At 49.0% G+C, this 17,571-nt stretch carries 22 protein-coding genes; 4 read left to right on the forward strand and 18 right to left on the reverse strand.

Features of this window, described 5'->3' with window-relative positions; all coding sequences use genetic code 11:
* Nucleotides 1–19: 19 nt before the first annotated feature.
* The 7 genes from FNY66_RS09305 to argC all read right to left on the reverse strand — a co-directional run bounded on the left by FNY66_RS09305 (nucleotide 20) and on the right by argC (nucleotide 6,370).
* Entirely contained in the window at nucleotides 20–682 is a 663-nt protein-coding gene (locus tag FNY66_RS09305; protein ID WP_150310927.1) for a helix-hairpin-helix domain-containing protein, read from the reverse strand.
* A 103-nt stretch (nucleotides 683–785) separates the two neighbouring features.
* On the reverse strand, nucleotides 786–1,217 hold the full coding sequence (locus tag FNY66_RS09310; protein ID WP_087150819.1) for a DMT family transporter: 432 nt from the start codon (nucleotides 1,215–1,217) through the stop codon (nucleotides 786–788).
* 85 nt (nucleotides 1,218–1,302) lie between these two features.
* Nucleotides 1,303–2,487, reverse strand: coding sequence for an aspartate aminotransferase family protein (locus FNY66_RS09315; protein WP_164488314.1), 1,185 nt, complete (start codon nucleotides 2,485–2,487; stop codon nucleotides 1,303–1,305).
* The gene (gene argB / locus FNY66_RS09320; protein ID WP_150310928.1) at nucleotides 2,477–3,376 is read right to left on the reverse strand and encodes an acetylglutamate kinase; all 900 of its coding nucleotides are present in this window, start codon (nucleotides 3,374–3,376) and stop codon (nucleotides 2,477–2,479) included. Before argB ends, FNY66_RS09315 begins: the two co-directional genes overlap by 11 nt.
* A 133-nt stretch (nucleotides 3,377–3,509) precedes the next feature.
* Nucleotides 3,510–4,733: a bifunctional glutamate N-acetyltransferase/amino-acid acetyltransferase ArgJ gene (argJ, locus tag FNY66_RS09325; protein ID WP_087150817.1), complete on the reverse strand. Its 1,224-nt coding sequence runs from the start codon at nucleotides 4,731–4,733 to the stop codon at nucleotides 3,510–3,512.
* Nucleotides 4,734–4,777: 44 nt separating this feature from the next.
* Entirely contained in the window at nucleotides 4,778–5,224 is a 447-nt protein-coding gene (locus tag FNY66_RS09330; RefSeq protein WP_087150816.1) for a GNAT family N-acetyltransferase, read from the reverse strand.
* Between the two features lie 105 nt (nucleotides 5,225–5,329).
* Complete coding sequence (gene argC, locus FNY66_RS09335) at nucleotides 5,330–6,370, reverse strand: N-acetyl-gamma-glutamyl-phosphate reductase (protein ID WP_087150815.1); 1,041 nt, start codon at nucleotides 6,368–6,370, stop codon at nucleotides 5,330–5,332.
* A 514-nt stretch (nucleotides 6,371–6,884) separates the two neighbouring features.
* Between argC and FNY66_RS09340 the strand changes: the two genes are divergently transcribed.
* The gene (locus tag FNY66_RS09340) at nucleotides 6,885–7,364 is read left to right on the forward strand and encodes a hypothetical protein (protein WP_150310929.1); all 480 of its coding nucleotides are present in this window, start codon (nucleotides 6,885–6,887) and stop codon (nucleotides 7,362–7,364) included.
* Nucleotides 7,365–7,453: 89 nt separating this feature from the next.
* Nucleotides 7,454–8,083: an ATP-binding cassette domain-containing protein gene (locus FNY66_RS09345; protein WP_229409485.1), complete on the forward strand. Its 630-nt coding sequence runs from the start codon at nucleotides 7,454–7,456 to the stop codon at nucleotides 8,081–8,083.
* Between the two features lie 38 nt (nucleotides 8,084–8,121).
* Here FNY66_RS09345 and FNY66_RS09350 read toward each other — a convergent pair whose 3' ends face one another.
* Nucleotides 8,122–8,370, reverse strand: a complete 249-nt coding sequence (locus FNY66_RS09350; protein WP_150310930.1) for a hypothetical protein — start codon at nucleotides 8,368–8,370, stop codon at nucleotides 8,122–8,124.
* Here FNY66_RS09350 and FNY66_RS09355 point away from each other — a divergent pair.
* The gene (locus FNY66_RS09355) at nucleotides 8,369–8,632 is read left to right on the forward strand and encodes a hypothetical protein (RefSeq protein WP_150310931.1); all 264 of its coding nucleotides are present in this window, start codon (nucleotides 8,369–8,371) and stop codon (nucleotides 8,630–8,632) included. The genes FNY66_RS09350 and FNY66_RS09355 overlap by 2 nt on opposite strands.
* Nucleotides 8,633–8,732: 100 nt before the next feature.
* Here FNY66_RS09355 and FNY66_RS09360 read toward each other — a convergent pair whose 3' ends face one another.
* The 8 genes from FNY66_RS09360 to FNY66_RS09395 all read right to left on the reverse strand — a co-directional run bounded on the left by FNY66_RS09360 (nucleotide 8,733) and on the right by FNY66_RS09395 (nucleotide 14,320).
* On the reverse strand, nucleotides 8,733–9,986 hold the full coding sequence (locus tag FNY66_RS09360; RefSeq protein ID WP_087150894.1) for a glutamate-5-semialdehyde dehydrogenase: 1,254 nt from the start codon (nucleotides 9,984–9,986) through the stop codon (nucleotides 8,733–8,735).
* A gap of 102 nt (nucleotides 9,987–10,088) precedes the next feature.
* Nucleotides 10,089–10,301: a FeoA family protein gene (locus FNY66_RS09365; protein WP_087150811.1), complete on the reverse strand. Its 213-nt coding sequence runs from the start codon at nucleotides 10,299–10,301 to the stop codon at nucleotides 10,089–10,091.
* A gap of 73 nt (nucleotides 10,302–10,374) precedes the next feature.
* Complete coding sequence (crcB, locus tag FNY66_RS09370) at nucleotides 10,375–10,740, reverse strand: fluoride efflux transporter CrcB (protein WP_150310932.1); 366 nt, start codon at nucleotides 10,738–10,740, stop codon at nucleotides 10,375–10,377.
* Nucleotides 10,741–10,744: 4 nt separating this feature from the next.
* On the reverse strand, nucleotides 10,745–11,269 hold the full coding sequence (locus FNY66_RS09375; protein ID WP_150310933.1) for a nitroreductase family protein: 525 nt from the start codon (nucleotides 11,267–11,269) through the stop codon (nucleotides 10,745–10,747).
* 46 nt (nucleotides 11,270–11,315) lie between these two features.
* On the reverse strand, nucleotides 11,316–11,621 hold the full coding sequence (locus FNY66_RS09380; protein ID WP_150310934.1) for a hypothetical protein: 306 nt from the start codon (nucleotides 11,619–11,621) through the stop codon (nucleotides 11,316–11,318).
* 6 nt (nucleotides 11,622–11,627) lie between these two features.
* Nucleotides 11,628–12,809: an iron-containing alcohol dehydrogenase gene (locus FNY66_RS09385; RefSeq protein WP_150310935.1), complete on the reverse strand. Its 1,182-nt coding sequence runs from the start codon at nucleotides 12,807–12,809 to the stop codon at nucleotides 11,628–11,630.
* Between the two features lie 75 nt (nucleotides 12,810–12,884).
* Nucleotides 12,885–13,415, reverse strand: a complete 531-nt coding sequence (locus FNY66_RS09390) for a cysteine hydrolase family protein (RefSeq protein ID WP_150310936.1) — start codon at nucleotides 13,413–13,415, stop codon at nucleotides 12,885–12,887.
* Nucleotides 13,416–13,462: 47 nt separating this feature from the next.
* The gene (locus tag FNY66_RS09395; protein WP_150310938.1) at nucleotides 13,463–14,320 is read right to left on the reverse strand and encodes a DNA-3-methyladenine glycosylase family protein; all 858 of its coding nucleotides are present in this window, start codon (nucleotides 14,318–14,320) and stop codon (nucleotides 13,463–13,465) included.
* A 193-nt stretch (nucleotides 14,321–14,513) separates the two neighbouring features.
* On the opposite strand from FNY66_RS09395, the gene FNY66_RS09400 reads away from it, so the two are divergent.
* Complete coding sequence (locus FNY66_RS09400; RefSeq protein WP_150310939.1) at nucleotides 14,514–15,119, forward strand: GrpB family protein; 606 nt, start codon at nucleotides 14,514–14,516, stop codon at nucleotides 15,117–15,119.
* A gap of 28 nt (nucleotides 15,120–15,147) precedes the next feature.
* On the opposite strand, the gene FNY66_RS09405 is transcribed toward FNY66_RS09400, so the two are convergent.
* Both FNY66_RS09405 and pfkB read right to left on the reverse strand, forming a co-directional pair.
* A complete protein-coding gene (locus FNY66_RS09405; RefSeq protein ID WP_150310940.1) occupies nucleotides 15,148–16,467 on the reverse strand; it encodes a cytochrome c biogenesis protein/redoxin in 1,320 nt (439 codons plus the stop codon).
* A 167-nt stretch (nucleotides 16,468–16,634) separates the two neighbouring features.
* Nucleotides 16,635–17,567 (reverse strand): 1-phosphofructokinase, encoded by a 933-nt coding sequence (gene pfkB / locus FNY66_RS09410; protein WP_087150802.1) that lies wholly within the window; start codon nucleotides 17,565–17,567, stop codon nucleotides 16,635–16,637.
* Nucleotides 17,568–17,571: the final 4 nt, after the last annotated feature.

Here is a 17,571-nt window from a genome sequence, read left to right on the forward strand (position 1 = left end):
CACTTTCACGACTCCTGTGTCAAATTATTATGTCATCTTCTATTTTACTAAATACGCCTTCCTTGATTCCCTCGATCTGCATCAATTCCTCGATGTTTTCGAACCTTCCATGCTCTTCCCTGTATTTCAGGATACTCTCGGCTTTTGCCTCGCCGATCCCGGTCAGGGTCATCAGTTCTTCTTTTGTGGCTGTATTTATATTTACCTTTACACTTTCCGTACTCCCGGCTGCTGTTTCGCCAACCCCTAAGCCTAGTGTCTGTACTTCCCCTGCGTCCGGAACGTAAATCTGATCGCCGTCCATTACAATCTGCGCCTGATTGACAGCATCCGGAGCTGCGTCTTCTGTCACGCCTCCGGCTGCCCGTATCGCCTCAAACACACGCGCATCCGCTTCCAGTTCATACACCCCCGGAGATTTTACCGCCCCGCATACATATACGAAGACGACTGCCTCGTCAGATTCTTCTTTCTTTTTACTGCCATTCCCCGATGATTCATTATCTGTCTTCTCATCCGCCTGTTCCTCACCAGACTGAGCATTGTCAGAAAGGGCAATTTCTTCGAGATCGTTTTTTTCTTCACACCTGTCATTGCAGCCGACAAGAAAGAAAAACACTGTCAAAATAAGTGTTTTGCCAAAAATACGAAATATTTTCCATTTTATCTGCTTGTCTCGCATATCTTTTCTCCCACCTGTTTATGCAGGAGAAATACCCCTTGTATGCCGGACAGTAACATTGTAACGAATTTTTAACAAAATTACAATAGATAATTAATCTTTCTCATTCCCACTGAAATATAGCTATCCCAACGACCGCAAGCGCAAGCCCGCCAAGTTTTCGCCACGAGAATGGTTCACGGTCCATGCCGAACAGCCCGAATAACTGAATGATGTAGGACACAGCAAGCTGCGCGATGACAATAAGAAGTGCCGACTTCGCAGGCCCCAGAGCCTCGATACTTTTAATCACCGTCCATGTAATCCCTGCGCCGATCACCCCTCCCAGCAGCATATATTTAGGCTCTACTTTTCCAAGCGCAGTTATGCTGTCCCGCCCGGTAAAAAACCAGGCTGCAAGACATACGGCAAAAGCCGTAATCTGTACCCATCCATTACTCACCCACACGCCGGTTGTCTTTGTCACCTGGGTATTGAATACTCCCTGTATACTCATCATTGCCCCGGAGAGCAGCGCAATAAAAAAACCAATCATCGGATCATACCTCCATGCATTTTATGCCTGTTTTCCGGATAGTATGTCCCGTGACCGGTTTCCTTATGCATTGCCAGTGCACTGCTTAATCTGCCAGCGCACGCTTCAGTTTTTCTATCATCTCGTCGATATGTTTCTCCTCCACAATCAGAGGCGGAACAAACCGGAGCACATTGCCCTCCGCCTGTATCACAAGAAGTCCTCCCTCTACACAGCGCCGGTTTACTTCTGTGATCGGTTTTGTGATCTCGATGCCCTGCATCAGGCCTTTCCCCTTGCGCCGGACTACACAGTCATTTTCGTCTACAAGGTCATCCAGCTTTTTCGTGAGATAAGGCGCCACTTCATTGACATGACCTACGATATTGTCCCTCTCAAAGATCTCGATCACTTTTTTCACCGCTGTGCATGCAAGAGGATTGCCGCCGTACGTTGCCCCGTGGTCACCGGGTTGCAGAGAGTATTTTGCCACCTCTTCTGTCATCGCAAACGCCCCGACGGGGATGCCGTTTCCGATTGCTTTTGCCATAGTGAGGATATCCGGTCTTGTCCCGAATCCCTGCCATGCGAACATACTTCCGGTCCGTCCCATGCCGCACTGCACTTCGTCGCAGATCATAAGGATTCCGTTCTCATCGCAGATCTTGCGGATTCCTCCCATAAACTCCTGCGTAGCAAGGTTGATTCCGCCCTCCCCCTGAAGAGGTTCCAGAATGATCGCGCAGGTCTTGTCACTGACCAGAGCTTTCACACTGTCCAGATCATTGAATTTTGCAAATTTCACCCCCGGCACAAGAGGTTCAAAAGGCTCTCTGTAAGAATCATGCCCTGTCACTGACACCGCTCCGAATGTCCTTCCGTGGAATGAATTCTCCATGGCAATAAACTCATATCTCCCCGTACCTTTCGTATATGCATAGCGTCTGGCTGACTTTAAAGCGCCTTCTACTGCCTCGCCGCCGCTGTTTGTAAAGAACACCCTGTCCATTCCGCTGACACGGTTCAGTTCTTTCGCCGCCTCACCACAGCTCTCGTGATAATAGAGATTCGATGTGTGATATAATTTATCAATCTGCGCTTTCAGCGTCTCATTTAACTCTTTATTGTCATATCCCAGTCCTGTCACCGCAAATCCCGCAGCAAAATCGAGATATTCTTTCCCATCTGTATCATAGAGATACATTCCCTCACCGTGATCAAGCACCACCGGAAACCGATTGTATACACGGATCAGATTTTCTTCTGCCGACTGTATTTCATTATTCACCATGATAATACCTGCTTTCTTCACTGTTTAAAATTGCCGTACCGATTCCTTTGTTCGTAAAGATTTCAAGAAGCAGACAGTGCGGAATCCGCCCGTCCAGAATATGCACTCTTGAAACGCCTGCTTCAATGGCGTCGATGCAGTTCTGAAGTTTTGGAAGCATGCCACCGCCGATGTATCCGCTGTCCATCAGCTTCCGAGCCTCGTCCACCCTGAGCTCGGAAATAAGCGTGGAGGGATCAGACGGATCTTTGTACACGCCCTCAATGTCTGTCAGGAATGCCAGTTTCTCAGCTTTGACCGCACGGGCAATGGCGCACGCCGCATCGTCCGCATTGATATTATACGTATTGAAATCATCATCTAATCCGACCGGGCATACGATCGGGAGAAAATCTTTTTCTAGCAGGTCATATAAGATCTGGCCGTTTACTTCTTTGATTTCTCCCACATATCCGATATCCTGCCCGTCAGAATATTTCTTATCAACCTTCAGAAGCGCGCCATCCTTGCCGCTGATGCCGATGGCGCGGACACCGAGACTCTCAACCAGCTGAACCAGACTCTTGTTAACACGTCCAAGCACCATCTCTGCCACTTCCATCGTATCCTCATCTGTCACACGCAGACCGTTAATAAATTTCGGTTCCATGCCGACTTTTCCGACCCACTTGCTAATCTCCTTGCCGCCCCCGTGGACGATGATCGGCTTGAATCCGACAAGCTTCAGAAGCGTCACGTCCTCGATGACACGCCTTTTCAGTTCCTCGTCTACCATAGCGCTGCCGCCGTATTTGACCACGATGATCTTGCGGTTGAAACGCTGAATATATGGCAGGGCCTCGATAAGCACCTGCGCCTTTTCAAGATATTGCTGCATATTTTTATTCATCCTTACCTCCTTCGGGGACGTAGTAAAACCCGATTTGACTACGTCCCGAATCGGACTTTACGGTGTCCCAAACCGGCATTTGCCCTGTCCCCGTTTGCATCATTTCCTTTTTACATTTCAAAATACACAGATATCAGCTGCGGTAATCTGCATTGATATTGATATATCCATGTGTCAGGTCGCATCCCCATGCTGTCGCCTCGACATCACCTTCTTTAATATCCGCAATTGCTGTTACTTTGGGCTGAGACAGGATTTCTGTTGCTTTCTCCTCGCTGTAATTCAGTGCAACTCCATTTTCAATGATCTTTAGTTTTCCTGCCTCGCTCTTGAAATAGAGATCCACTTTCTCCGGATCAAACTGTGCTCCGGAATATCCCATTGCACACAGAATTCTTCCCCAATTGGCGTCGTGTCCTGCAATTGCTGCCTTAGTCAGGTTGGAGCAGACAATAGATTTGGCAAGTTTTTTTGCCTGTTCTTTCGTATCCGCGCCGATAACCTTCGCCTCAAACAATGCAGTTGCGCCCTCTCCGTCTCCGGCCATCTCTTTTGCCAGAGTTTCATTTACATAATGAAGCGCAGTTTTAAATGCCTCGTACTCCCATGTGCCATAACGGATTTTTTCGTTTCCAGCAACACCATTTGCCAGCAGGAGCACGGTGTCGTTGGTCGAAGTATCTCCATCCACAGAGATCATATTATATGTATCTTCCACATCTTCGCCGAGTGCAGCCTGAAGCGCTTTCCTGGAAATCTTGGCATCCGTTGTAATGAATGCAAGCATGGTGCACATATTCGGATGGATCATACCGGATCCTTTTGCCATTCCTCCGATAGTCACTGTCACATCACTGATTTCGACTGTAACTGCTACTTCTTTTTTCTTTGTGTCTGTCGTCATGATTGCCTGAGCCGCCTGTGTACCGCTCTCAAGATCCGGTTTCTTCGCCTCTGCCAGTTTACGGATTCCATCTTTCACCCGTTCCATGGGAAGCTGCATTCCGATCACGCCTGTGGAGCCGACTAAAACGCTCTTGGCATCTATTCCCAGCACATTAGCCGCTTCTTTTGCCGTCTCTTCACAATATTTCATACCTTCTTCTCCGGTACATGCATTTGCAATGCCCGAATTCACGATGACAGCCTGGGCTTTCATACCGCTGTCTACCACATTTCTATCCCACTTTACCGGTGCTGCCTTCACTACATTTGTCGTAAATGCCCCCGCCACTTTGCACGGCTTCTCACTGAAAATAAGCGCCATATCCGTGCGGTCATGATACTTGATCCCGGCCGCTGCCGCTGCCGCCTCAAAGCCTTTTGCCGCCGTCACTCCGCCCTCAATCTTCTGCATTTTACATCCCTCTTCTTTCTAAAAATAAATCCGTTTTTGATCATCTATTGTTCATTAAAAGCTGTAATATTTTCTTCATTTAATGTAAAATCGTAATAATTTAAATCCAGACGCTCTGTCCAGCCAATCGTATTCCAGAATGCGTTTCCTATATCATTCTTTGTAAACGCGATAAGAGAAACCTTATTAATCTGTTCGGCCTGCAGTGCTTTCATCGCATGCACAACCATATCGCGCCCGATTCCGTGACGCCGGTACGCCTCATCCACGCATACATGATAAAGACATCCCCGTCTTCCGTCATGACCGCAAAGGATACTTCCGACAATCTTCCCGTCTTTCACTGCCACTACACTCGTCGTCGGATTTCTCTTTAAGAACCGTTCCACGCCCTTTCTGGAATCATCAATACTCCGGATCCCGAATCCCCGTATTTTCTTCCAGAGGGCGTAAACTTCATCGTAATCATCTATTGTCATAACTCTTATCATAGCTGAATATTCCTTTCATCTCCACTAAGGGACACCTCTCCCCCAAATTTGGGACACCCTGAATCCGAATTTGGGACGTAGTAAAACCCGATTTGTCTACGTCCCCTAAGGGAACATCGGGACCAGTTCCAGGCCTTCGCTCTCTTTTATTCCAAACATCAGGTTCATATTCTGCACCGCCTGTCCCGCAGCGCCTTTCACCAGATTATCAATCGCGCCCATCATGATGATGCGTCCCGTTCTTGAGTCGATCTTAAATCCGATATCCACGTAATTGCTGCCCTCTACCCATTTCGTCTCCGGACATATATCCTGATTAAGAACACGCACGAATTTTTCATCTCCATAGTATTTATCGTAAACTGCCTTCACTTCTTCCCAGCTCACGTCTTTCGTAAGTTTTGCGTATTCCGTAGCGAGAATTCCTCTGTTCATAGGAACGAGATGCGGGGTGAAGTTGAGCACTACTTTTTCACCTGCCGCATAGCCGAGCTGTTCCTCGATCTCCGGAGTATGTCTGTGGGTTGCCACACCGTATGCCTTCATGTTCTCGTTCACTTCACAGAAGAGATTCTGTACCTTTGCCCCTCTTCCTGCCCCTGATGTGCCGGATTTGGCATCGATGATCAGTGTACTCATATCGATCAGCCCCTCTTTTGCAAGAGGATAAGCTGTCAGGATGGAGCAGGTCGTATAGCATCCCGGATTTGCCACCAGTCTCGCTTTCCTCACATCCTCCCTGTTGATCTCGCACAGTCCGTATACCGCCTCGTCGATGAACTGCGGCGCTTTATGCCCGATCTTATACCACTCTTCATAAACTTTCACGTCTTTCAGACGGAAATCCGCGCTCAGGTCAATAATCTTTGTCTTTGAGAGGATTTCTTCATTTACAAGGGATGCACACAGCCCCTGGGGTGTTGCCGTAAAGATCACGTCTACCTGTGACGCCAGTTCCTCCATATTGTCATCCATGCAGACCGCATCCACGATCTGGAACATATTTCTGTATACGTCCGCATATTTCTGATCAATGTAGCTTCTTGAGCCGTACCATTTGATCTCTGATTCTTTATGTCCTGATAAGATTCTTACAAGCTCACCGCCCGCATAGCCGGTGGCGCCGATTATACCAATTTTAATCATATCTTGTCCCTTCCATGTAATACTCTTTATCTATCTTCCTTTTGACTTAAATGCTGTTGCAGACCGCTACGCATTTCAGTTTCCTATGATATACCTCACTTAATAGTAAGTAAAGCATTTCATAAAAGCAACTATAAATAGCACTTGCATAATAATACATCTTTTTTGAATATTATGCAAGTATTATTTATATATATTCATTCAAAAACATGTTTTCACGAATTTCTTGATAAAATCTGAATACTGCAAGTGTATAATATATGAATACTTATAACATTCATCTGCTTCTGCGCACACAGCACAAAGGGCGCAGCATTTTCTCCCACCGTTTCTGGCTCGGAACTCACGGACATATCGGTTGTTCTGGCTCAGGTCCTGCAGACACTCAGTGAATCTGACCGCTAGGTTATCTGCCTGCGCTATGTACTGGAGCTGAATCCCAGCGAGATCGGCAGGATTATGAGCATCTCGTGGCCCGGCTTCCTGCTGATCCAGATATACACTATATCCGGAAATGGAACTGGCTCCTGTCTGTATCTTTGTTGCTGCTGTACTTCTGACACCGCAGCCCTGGCAGACTGCGGTCATTCAGGCGCAGCTTCGGGAACTCTCCCTTCCTGTCATCCTGTCCGCCTGCATCCCGTTCCTTGCGCTGGCAACAATAGCAGAGGCCGGATGTTCTGCCCGGTTTGGCATGGAGGAACTGGAGCTATCCTCCCGCTTTTCCCTGCAGGCTGTCCTGTGTGCGCGGCTGGGGATATTGAACGGTGAAAACCTGCTTCTTCTGGGTGCATTGATGCCCTTTGGCACACATTTCTGGGATGCAGGGATCAACACTCTTGTCAGTGTATTCTTTCTCACTGCAAACACAGCCGGCTTTCTGGATCGCGCAGCGGATACCCCCGCACTCATTCCCGCAGTACTTCTCTTCTTCGAAACTGCGGCAGTACTGGAACTCAGAAAATATATCAGACAATCGGAGGAATTAACATAGATCTTCACATTGACCGGCTGAGCAAGCACTATAAGAATAAAATCGCTGCAGACCGAATCTCACTTTCACTTGAGAAGGGAGTTCACGGCCTGCCGGGCGCCAATGGAGCCGGAAAAACGGCTCTTTTGCGCATGATCTGCGGCATCCTGCGCCCGGACAGCGGCACAGTAACTTTTGGAAGGGCTGATGTATCCATAGAAGAATACCGGAGTATTCTCGGATATCTCCCTCAGGATTTCGGCTATTATCCCGGCTTTACCGCCGAAGACTTTCTCATGTATATGGCTGCACTCAAAGAGCTTCGCAAAACCGACACCCGTTGCTGCACCGGGGAACTGTTATCCATTGTAGGACTTGAAGCACATAAAAAGCAAAAGATTAAAACATTCTCCGGTGGAATGAAACGGCGCCTGGGCATCGCGCAGGCACTCTTAAACCGTCCGAGACTCCTCGTACTCGACGGGCCCACAGCCGTACTTGAACCGAAAGAGCGTGTCCGGTTCCGGGAAATGGTCGACCGGCTCGGACAGGAAAGCATCGTCCTGCTCTCTCTCCATATCAAATCTGACATTGAACTGATCGCGGACCGCATCCTAATATTGAAAGACGGCCGACTGATCTTCAACGGAACACATGAAGATATCGGAGAAATCTGGAAGAATTTTATCTGGAACAGTTTGACGGTAGGCCGGTCGGGGCTCAGTCCGACTCCGATCTAAATCAGGGAGGTGTATAACGATGTATAATCTCCGGACACTCATAAAATACGAATACAAAAAGCTGTTTCAGAGAAAATATGTCCGTCGTCTCCGTGAACAACGGCAACGGCGATTCTTTTACTGCATATCACAGCTACAACGCCCAGCAGAAACCGGCGTCTGAGCTCAAAAGGCATGCACAGGCAGGCCGTACTTCTCCTCTTCGGTATCAGCATGGCAGCCGCTGTAATGCTGAGCTGTACAGGATTATTTTTTTCCGGGTGTTTCAGGAGCATCATCTCCGCCATGGGCATCCTGATCGGATTCCTGTTCATCAGTTCTGTCCTGAATATTCCCGGACAGTTTCGCGTGCTGTCACAGATATGGAGTCACTGTCCGGCAAAGCTGATCTCGGTGACCGGAGGTCTGATGGACCACCGCCCGGTCCCATTCTTCGGCACTTATCTGACATCATATCAGGCCGGACCGTTCATATATCTTATCCTTTCTCTTCTGTCTGTCTTTGGGGGATATTTTGTCTGGAGGAGATGGCAGGCAGGCGGCAGATAATTCATTTCTTTCATGCACAATTTCCATAAAGTACTCAGGCGGAGTGTCAGAGGTTTTAAACTCTGACACTCCGCCTGATGTTATGAATTCTTTTCTTTTTTTATTTCCTGATCTGCCCGTTCCCGAAAATGATATATTTCGTCGTAGTCAGCGCGTCAAGCCCCATCGGTCCTCTCGCATGGAGCTTCTGTGTACTGATGCCGATCTCAGCGCCGAATCCGAACTCAAACCCATCAGTAAATCTGGTGGAAGCATTCACATACACTGCCGCCGCATCGATTTCATCCTGGAATTTCAGCGCATTCTCATAGTCTTTTGTAATAATAGACTCGGAATGACCAGTATTATATTTATTGATATGCACAATCGCCTCATCAATGGAATCTACGATCTTTACGGATATAATGGCGTCCAGATACTCTGTGCCCCAGTCTTCTTCTGCCGCCGGAATAATCTCCCCGCATATCTTCCGCGCCCTTTCATCGCCGCGGACCTCCACATCATGGTTCTTTAACTTCTGTACGATCTGGGGAAGGGCCTCTTCAGCAATCCTGCTATGGACTACAAGAGACTCACAGGCATTACATACACCCATCCGCTGTGTTTTTGCATTTTCTACAATGTCAGCTGCCATCCTGATGTCTGCCGTTTCATCCACATATATATGACAGTTTCCCGTTCCTGTCTCAATCACGGGCACCGTACTGTTCTCCACAACATTTGCGATAAGTCCCGCGCCGCCTCTCGGTATCAGGACATCGATACCTCCGTGCATTTTCATCATCTCGTTTACAACATCGCGGCTTGTATCCTCTACAAGTACTACCAGATCCTGACAGAGCCGCTCTTTGCGCAGCCCGGATTTTATCGCCCGCACAATCGCCTGATTCGAGTGGATTGCGTCGCTTCCGCCGCGCAGAATGACCGCATTTCCCGTCTTAAAGCACAGACCGAAAGCATCCGCAGTCACATTCGGACGAGACTCATAGATGATCCCGACCACGCCAAGAGGCACTCTCTTCTGCCCGATCCGCAGCCCGTTCGGCCTCGTTTTCATATATAAGATCTCGCCGATCGGATCGTCCAGTGCAGCGATCTGACGCAATCCTTCTGACATATCGGCGATACGCTTCCCGGAAAGCGCCAGCCTGTCAATAAGAGACTGCTTTATGCCTTTTTCTCTTGCAGCCGCAAGATCTTTCTCATTTTCCGCAAGGATCAGCTCCTGCTGGGAGATCAGCTCATCTGCTACCGAGAGAAGCCCTCTGTTTTTCTCTGCCGTCCCAAGCTTCGCCGCCTCTGTCGCAGCGCTTTTCGCACGTCGTGTGAGCATTTCCATGTATGTTTCTTCCATTGTGCTCTCCTTTCTGCACATGTCCTGCATCTGCTGTCCCCTATTGTACCATCAAATAAACATTTGCGCTACATTTTTTACTTCTGTATTCAATTATCCGGTCTATACTTTGATCCGCTCTGCGACTTCATACCCGAGAACCAGTCTCACATCCTCCGCAGCGATGATCACGCTGTCGCGGCAATGCCTGAGCACCCGGATCGTGCTGCCTTCTTCCACATGACGACTATGCAGGAATTCGAGTACATCCGGCAGTCCGAACATCCACTTCACCGTGTAAGACTCGCCCGGTCTTGCATTTGATAACGCCTGCATGATATCCCTCCTTTTCCTTAATTTTAGGGAACCGGTGCAGGGTTAGTCAATGACAATCTTTGTTATATAAATCTTATCCGATACGTTCTGTCAGGAATATTCCCGCTGCGACGCCCGCCAGGCAGAGAACCAGACTCGCCGCCATATAGAGCAATGCGGTTCCGTAATGTCCCTGATTCAGAAGCTCATATGTCTCCAGTGAAAAAGTAGAAAATGTAGTAAATCCGCCGCACACTCCTGTCTTGAGGAATAATACCAGTTCGGCAGAAAGTCCCCGGCGCGCCGCTGCTCCTGCTATGGCTCCTATTGCGAGGGCGCCCAGTACATTTGTGATCAGTGTCAGCACCGGAAAAGCGCCTTTGTACGGAAGCAGGCTGATCGCATATCTCAGCATTGCCCCTGCAGCTCCGCCTGCTCCTACACATAAGAATCCTGTCATTTCACTACCTCACATAGACAATGTAGTCGTCTTTTCTCGGCTTCGCCTGCGGCACCGCACCGTCAGCCGGATATCCCAGGATACAGTGTCCCACGCCGACATAATCTCCCTCGATCCCCCATTTTTTCAGAAGTGCTTTTCCCTCTTCCGAGCCAAACACCTCTCTCGCGCGGTGGATCCAGCAGGATCCCACGCCGACTGCATACGCCGCATTCATCAGATTGCCCAGCACAAGAGAACCATCCTCAACGCACGTCGGACGATCTTTTGACGCGAGTACGACAAGTACTGTCGGGGCGCCGTAGAAAGGATCCGAATCGCTCCCCAGATACTTTGCATTCAGTTCAGAGAGATAGTCTCTCGTCTCTTTGTCCTGTACAACTACAATCTTCGGCGACTGCATGCCCATCCCTGTGGGTGCATACGTGCCTGCCTCTAGGATCTTCTGAAGCTCCTCCTCTTTGATCTGCTCCGCCTTATACGCGCGGATGCTCCTTCTCTCTTTTAAGTCTTTTAATGTTGATTCCATGCTGTTTTCCTCCTTAATAATATACATATCTGCCGCCAAAGTTATCTCATTTAGCATCCGGGATCCCAGGCTGATCCAGGCTGGCAAAGAACATCTCATAGAGATCATCCTCGCCTTCCAGCTTCGGAGAATTCTCCCCGCCGCCGTTAGTGCTCCGCTTCATCGTCGCATAGAATTCATCTCCAGCCTGAATGACATCCATCGGATAAATCTCATATCCCAGCTCCCGGCAGACACGACAGAAAGCCCCGAGGGCATCTTCCTCTTCCTTCGTCTTTAAAAACCTGTATTTCAGTCTTTCATCATGCAGAGCCTTGTTCTGCAATTCATCCAGCATCTCAACTGTATTCATCTCTGTTCATCCTCTCGCAGCCCTATATATCTGATACATATCCTCTGTGTCAAGTTTCCTGATACAGCCGATCGTCCGCTTTCCAAAATGACTGCATTTTTCTGCCAGTTCCCTCATCTGCTCCTCACTGAGCTCTATCCCCATATCACGGATACTTACCGGCATATCAAGGGTGCGGTAAAACTCCTCCATCGCCTCTATACCTTTTACCGCTGTCATAGTGTCATCCGATTCCGGCGCCACACCCATGACATTTACCGCAAACTTTGCGAAGCGCTTCGGAGCTGCATCCATCACATAGCGCGCCCAGCTTCCCCAGACTGCTGCAAGACCGGCACCGTGAGCCACGTCAAACATCCCGCCAAGCTCATGCTCCAGCTGATGGCTTGCCCAGTCACCGCCGTCTGTCCCGCATCCGGTCAGTCCATTGTGGGAGAGGCTTCCCGCCCACATAACTTCGGCTCTCGCATTGTAATCATCCGGTTCCGACATCAGGATCTCTGCATTTTTCATCACAGTCCGCAGCAGATGTTCGCTGATGCCGTCTGTCATCTCCATATTATCACAGCGATTAAAATACCGTTCCATCGTGTGCATCATGATATCCACACATCCGCTGGCAGTCTGGTATTTCGGCAGTGTCATAGTGAGCTCCGGATTCATAACGGCAAATCTTGCCCGCGCGTAATTACTGCTATAGCCCCGCTTGAGCCATCCATTTTCATTTGTTATAACAGAGGAATCACTCATCTCCGATCCCGCCGCTGCGATCGTCAGCACAACGCCGATCGGGAGGCATCCCTGCGCCGTTCTCTTCTTCTCGTAGAAATCCCACACATCTCCGTCATTTGCCGCGCCGTACCCGATCGCTTTGGCGGAGTCTATGACACTTCCTCCACCCACAGCTAAAATAAAATCAACGTTCTCTTTTCTGCACAGTTCAATCCCCTCATATACAAGAGAAAGTCTGGGGTTTGGCACCACGCCGCCGAGAGACACATATGGGATATCCGCCTTATCAAGAGAGCGGTATATCCTCTCAAGCAGACCACTCCTTACCACACTTCCGCTTCCATAGTGGACGAGCACTTTTCTGCATCCCTGCTCCGCCACAAGCTGCCCTGTCTGATCTTCCGTTCCTTTTCCGAATACAACTTTTGTCGGTGTATAATATTGAAAATTTTCCATGGTTCCATCTCCTATCTGTCAGCTTTCTTCCAGTCAGTTCGCCGTATTCCCGCCTCAGCACTTAGATACTGTAAGCTATACGATCCCGATCTGGCACATTTTCATCGCCTCCGCTGCCTGGTCATGACTCTGCGGTGTCACGCCCGCACAGCAGGAGATATCAACCTCAATCGGCACTTCCGGCAAATATGCCTTTAGAAGCAGCGCATTTGAGATCACGCAGATATCCGTACACAGTCCGATCAAAGTGATCTTCTCGACAGGATCTGCCGGGCTGTTCAGCTGCTTTACATATTCGCCCAGCTCCACACTTCCGAACGTCGGCTTGTCAATAATGTAAAAATCCTCTTTCGCGCGTACAGCCTTCTCCACATCACTGTTTATCTGCCATCCGGGCGTATCTTTTACACAATGAACGACAGGAAGATGCTTCCCCTCTTCGCTCTCAAGATAATCCTCACTGTGGGTATCTCTTGTGGCGATCACTTTTCCGGTGAACCCGCGGATCTTCTCCACCACGCCCGGAACAATCGCAACAGCCTCTTTCGTCCCGAGAGACCCGTCAATAAAATCCTTCTGCATATCTACAACTACAAGTACGTTCATCCTTCTTCTCCTTTCCTTAATTCTGCCGCACATTTTCCGGCATCATATTATCTGTATTTCAGATCGTAATAAAAGATATACTGCTGCATCACCCCGGCGCATCCCTTGTATCGTTCAAAGGGGAACCCTTCCGGGTAATGAAGCTCCATCACTTTTTTGATATGCGTATCCACAGGAAACGCATCCATCTGATGCAGAGCAAACAGGCAGATACAATCCGCTACTTTTCCGCCTATGCCGGGAAGGCGCATCAGCTCGGCCCTGGCGTCTGCATAATCCAGTGATCTCAGAGCCTCCAGACTGATCCGGCCGTCCGCGACCATCTGCGCAGTACCGCAGATATATTTACTGCGGTATCCCAGTTTCAGATCTCTTAATTCCTGTTCCGAGGCTTTCGAAAGTGCTTCCGCCTCCGGAAATGTATAATACACTCTTTTGTCCGGCGTCTCCCTTCTCCTGCCGTACCTCTCACTCAGAGTACGGATCAGTCCTTTGATCCGGGGGATATTATTCTGCTGAGAAAGAATAAATGTAATGATCATCTCCCATGTATCCTGCCTGAGGATACGGATCCCTCTGCCGAACTCTGCCGCTGACCTCAAATAATCATCGTCCGCGTCAATCCGTGCAATATAATCCGAATAAGACACCGAAAGATCAAAGTATTCTTTCCAGAAACTGTCATATTCTTCCTGCGTACAGTACAGTATCGTCTCTCCATGCACATCTGCCTTGCCGCTTCCGTCCGTCTCATCCGCCGGGTCCTTTTGCCGGATCCCGATCTTCAGATACCTGCTGCCCGCCAGGAGCTCATATGTATCCTCTGAAACAGCATCCAGACGGAAACACTGTCCGGACTCACAGATCTGAGGAATGGAGAAACAGTTATTTTCTATTGTAACCATGCTGTGTACCACTTTCTATCATGCTTTAAACCCTGCATAGCAGGGCAGACCGATGCAATTATTATAGCACGATTCTCCTTAAGTTTCCAAACTGTAATAAAAGGACGAATAAGCTATAATAAATCATCAGGGATATGTACAAATTTGATACTATATCTTACAATGGTATCAAGTTATGACTGGAGGGGAACTTATGGCAAGAAAGATTGAAGTCGTGGACTACCGCCCTGAGTGGGATACCATGTTCAAAGTAGAATCAAAAAAGATCAAAAAGATACTCGGAAAAAACTGTGTAGGCGTTTATCACATCGGCAGCACGTCGGTCAAAGGCCTGCCCGCCAAACCGATCATAGATATTATGCCTGTTGTCAAAGACATCTCCCTCGTTGATGCCCATAATGGTGAATTTGAAGCCTTAGGCTACGAGTGCAGAGGTGAATTCGGCATTCTCGGCAGAAGATTCTTCGCCAAAGGAGGAGACAACCGGACGCATCACATCCATATATTCGAACAGAGCAATCAGACTGATATCCAGCGTCACATCGCCGTACGGGATTACCTGAACGCTCATTCAGATACGGCCGCAGAATATGCAGCTCTGAAGAAGAAACTGGCGGCTGAATTTCCCTTTGACAATGATGGTTACTGCGACGGTAAAGAAGAATATATGAAGTCACTGGAAGAGAAGGCCCTCCACTGGCAGAAGAAACAGAACCGCATTAGTCTGGGAATCTCTCTCGACCTGATGTTCGGCATCGCTTTCGGTTTCAGGGACAAAGACAACAGCAGGCAGAAATAATTTCCGCCTGCTGCTTTTCTTCTTAAATCTATGCACCACTGCCCTCCAGTGTCTGGTCTATGATACTTCTCATAATATCTTCTGTCATCTGCCCGGGTACATAGCCGTACACGTTTCCGTCTTTGTCGATCATAAATGTAGTCGGGAACGCCGAAATTCCGTATTGGCTGAACATCTCCCCGCTCTCATCCATGAGGACCGGGTAAGTATATCCATTCTCTTCCATAAATGAAGCAATCTCATCCGCCGAGCCTTCCTGTCCGATGCCAGGTCCGGCCACACCGAGTATGACAACTTCAGCACCCTCTCCCTGAGCGGAATATTCCTCGTAGAGCTTCTGGATATCCGGCATCTCATTGCGGCACGGTCCGCACCAGGTTGCCCAGAAGTTCAGGAAAATAACCTTTCCTTTGTAATCCGCAAGTGTATGTATATTTCCAAACTGGTCCGTCAGCTCAAGATCTGAAAGCGGGGCAGGTGTCAGTGTGCTCTCTGTATTGTCTGCACTGTCCTGATTTTCATCTGTACTGCCGTCCTCAGGAACTGTGTCTGACTCCTCATCTGTTCCATTTTTGCTCTGCTCACTTTCATTTTGCCCTGTTTCGTTCTGTCCGTTTACTTCCTGCTCTGACTGCACAGTGGAGAGATAACCTGTAATGTCATTCATCTTTCCGGTAAACATAAGCACACCCATCAGGATCATCAGCACACCTCCGACTTTAACAGTGTACCGTACCGCTTTCATATGTCGCCGGAAGAATCCCAGAAGCTGCGCTGTAAATATTCCCGCAGCCAGAAACGGCATGATAAATCCCAGTGTATATACTCCGATAAGAAGAAATCCCGCTGCACTTGTCTGCGCACTTCCCGCCATCAGAAGTACACTCGTGAGCGCCGGTCCCACACAGGGCGTCCAGGCAAAGCTGAATGTAAATCCCATGATCAGCGCCGTGACCGGGGACATTGTCATCTTCTCAAGCCGCAGGGGCAGGCGGTGTTCCCCTCCTAATATCCGGGAACTGCCGAACACGCCGAGCTGGTACAGCCCGAACAAAATGATCAGAATTCCGCCAATCCGTGCAAACAGCATCCGCTGTTCACTGAAAAATTCTCCCAACGCTGAAGCTCCCAGGCCAAGCACAAAAAACGCTCCACTGATCCCGAGAGTAAAGCATAATACTCTGAAGAAAAGTTTGAGCCTGCCGCCCTCCTCGTCCATGCCGACTCCGCCTGCCAGATATCCGAAATACAACGGCACCAGCGGCAGCACGCACGGCGAGAAAAAACTCAGCAGTCCCTGGATAAACACCGCGGCAGCGGATACACCTGTCTCGATCGTAAATCCCATATCAATTATAATCTCCTGTCTCGATTTATTCCTGCTCCGTATATGGTATCCCCGGTGAGATGTCGCATATACCTGTCAGGTAAAGAGAGAATACCACATTTACACCCGGTCCGACAGTGACATTGTCACTTTTTTTAACTTTTCTCTAAAGAATGAACCCCATGCGTTCAGAGCCTGTGAAACACTACCTTGGGGATCAGTTCCCTGATCACCTCATATTCAGCCGGCTGTGTCCCGCTGCACATAACATTAGCCGCTCCGGCTGCCATGGAAAGACGGACCGTGTCCTCCAGACTCGTCCCTGATTCTTCTGCTACCGCAAGAGCTGCAACCACGCTGTCTCCGGCTCCCACCGTACTGCCTACCGGTACTTTAAGTCCTTCCGCGAAGACAGTTTCCTTCTCTGTCACATACAGGGCGCCTTCCCCTCCCATCGATACTACAGTCTTTGCTATGCTGTACTCTTTCATAAGATCTCTGACTGTCTCCACAAGCTCCTGCAGTGTCCCCGGTGTCTTTCCGACCAGTGCGGAAAGTTCCTGCTTATTGGGTTTGACCATATACGGAGAGGCTTTCATGCCTGTTTTCAGCAGATCCCCGTCCGCATCGAGAATCACTTTCGCTCCTTTTTCCTGAAATGCCTCTATCCACGTAAAATAAGTATCTTGCGGCGAACCTTTCGGCATGCTTCCGGAAATGACCACGATATCATCCGTTTTGATCTTCCCGAGCATATCTCCCAACAGCTCTTTCAGGATCTCTTCCGACACGCTCACCCCCGGCTCATTGATATCAGTATTTGTATGTCTGACCGGATCAATGATCTTCATATTCGTGCGGGTCTCACCATCCACAAAATGAAAGCATGTGGCAAGCCCCATCTCATCCAGTGCCGCCAGGATCGCTCTTCCCGTATCTCCGCCCAGTATGCCGTACGCAACACTGCTGCCGCCAAGTACGCTGATCACTTTCGAGACATTGATCCCTTTCCCGCCCGGATCCGTCCGCATAGCCGTAATGCGGTTGACCGCGTCAACAGTCAGAGAAGGAATCTCGACTGTCTTATCGAGGGCCGGATTTAATGTTACTGTATGAATCATAATG

The organism is Mediterraneibacter catenae (genome assembly GCF_008691045.1).
In the GTDB taxonomy this organism is placed as follows: domain Bacteria; phylum Bacillota; class Clostridia; order Lachnospirales; family Lachnospiraceae; genus Mediterraneibacter; species Mediterraneibacter ornithocaccae.

Bases quoted from the DNA above. Each gene is read 5' to 3' on its own strand.
- FNY66_RS09305 (WP_150310927.1), bottom strand. From the start codon at position 682: ATGCGAGACAAGCAGATAAAATGGAAAATATTTCGTATTTTTGGCAAA.
- FNY66_RS09310 (WP_087150819.1), bottom strand. From the start codon at position 1,217: ATGATTGGTTTTTTTATTGCGCTGCTCTCCGGGGCAATGATGAGTATA.
- FNY66_RS09315 (WP_164488314.1), bottom strand. From the start codon at position 2,487: ATGGTGAATAATGAAATACAGTCGGCAGAAGAAAATCTGATCCGTGTA.
- argB (WP_150310928.1), bottom strand. From the start codon at position 3,376: ATGAATAAAAATATGCAGCAATATCTTGAAAAGGCGCAGGTGCTTATC.
- argJ (WP_087150817.1), bottom strand. From the start codon at position 4,733: ATGCAGAAGATTGAGGGCGGAGTGACGGCGGCAAAAGGCTTTGAGGCG.
- FNY66_RS09330 (WP_087150816.1), bottom strand. From the start codon at position 5,224: ATGATAAGAGTTATGACAATAGATGATTACGATGAAGTTTACGCCCTC.
- argC (WP_087150815.1), bottom strand. From the start codon at position 6,370: ATGATTAAAATTGGTATAATCGGCGCCACCGGCTATGCGGGCGGTGAG.
- FNY66_RS09340 (WP_150310929.1), top strand. From the start codon at position 6,885: ATGGAACTGGCTCCTGTCTGTATCTTTGTTGCTGCTGTACTTCTGACA.
- FNY66_RS09355 (WP_150310931.1), top strand. From the start codon at position 8,369: ATGGGCATCCTGATCGGATTCCTGTTCATCAGTTCTGTCCTGAATATT.
- FNY66_RS09350 (WP_150310930.1), bottom strand. From the start codon at position 8,370: ATGGCGGAGATGATGCTCCTGAAACACCCGGAAAAAAATAATCCTGTA.
- FNY66_RS09360 (WP_087150894.1), bottom strand. From the start codon at position 9,986: ATGGAAGAAACATACATGGAAATGCTCACACGACGTGCGAAAAGCGCT.
- FNY66_RS09365 (WP_087150811.1), bottom strand. From the start codon at position 10,301: ATGCAGGCGTTATCAAATGCAAGACCGGGCGAGTCTTACACGGTGAAG.
- crcB (WP_150310932.1), bottom strand. From the start codon at position 10,740: ATGACAGGATTCTTATGTGTAGGAGCAGGCGGAGCTGCAGGGGCAATG.
- FNY66_RS09375 (WP_150310933.1), bottom strand. From the start codon at position 11,269: ATGGAATCAACATTAAAAGACTTAAAAGAGAGAAGGAGCATCCGCGCG.
- FNY66_RS09380 (WP_150310934.1), bottom strand. From the start codon at position 11,621: ATGAATACAGTTGAGATGCTGGATGAATTGCAGAACAAGGCTCTGCAT.
- FNY66_RS09385 (WP_150310935.1), bottom strand. From the start codon at position 12,809: ATGGAAAATTTTCAATATTATACACCGACAAAAGTTGTATTCGGAAAA.
- FNY66_RS09390 (WP_150310936.1), bottom strand. From the start codon at position 13,415: ATGAACGTACTTGTAGTTGTAGATATGCAGAAGGATTTTATTGACGGG.
- FNY66_RS09395 (WP_150310938.1), bottom strand. From the start codon at position 14,320: ATGGTTACAATAGAAAATAACTGTTTCTCCATTCCTCAGATCTGTGAG.
- FNY66_RS09400 (WP_150310939.1), top strand. From the start codon at position 14,514: ATGGCAAGAAAGATTGAAGTCGTGGACTACCGCCCTGAGTGGGATACC.
- FNY66_RS09405 (WP_150310940.1), bottom strand. From the start codon at position 16,467: ATGGGATTTACGATCGAGACAGGTGTATCCGCTGCCGCGGTGTTTATC.
- pfkB (WP_087150802.1), bottom strand. From the start codon at position 17,567: ATGATTCATACAGTAACATTAAATCCGGCCCTCGATAAGACAGTCGAG.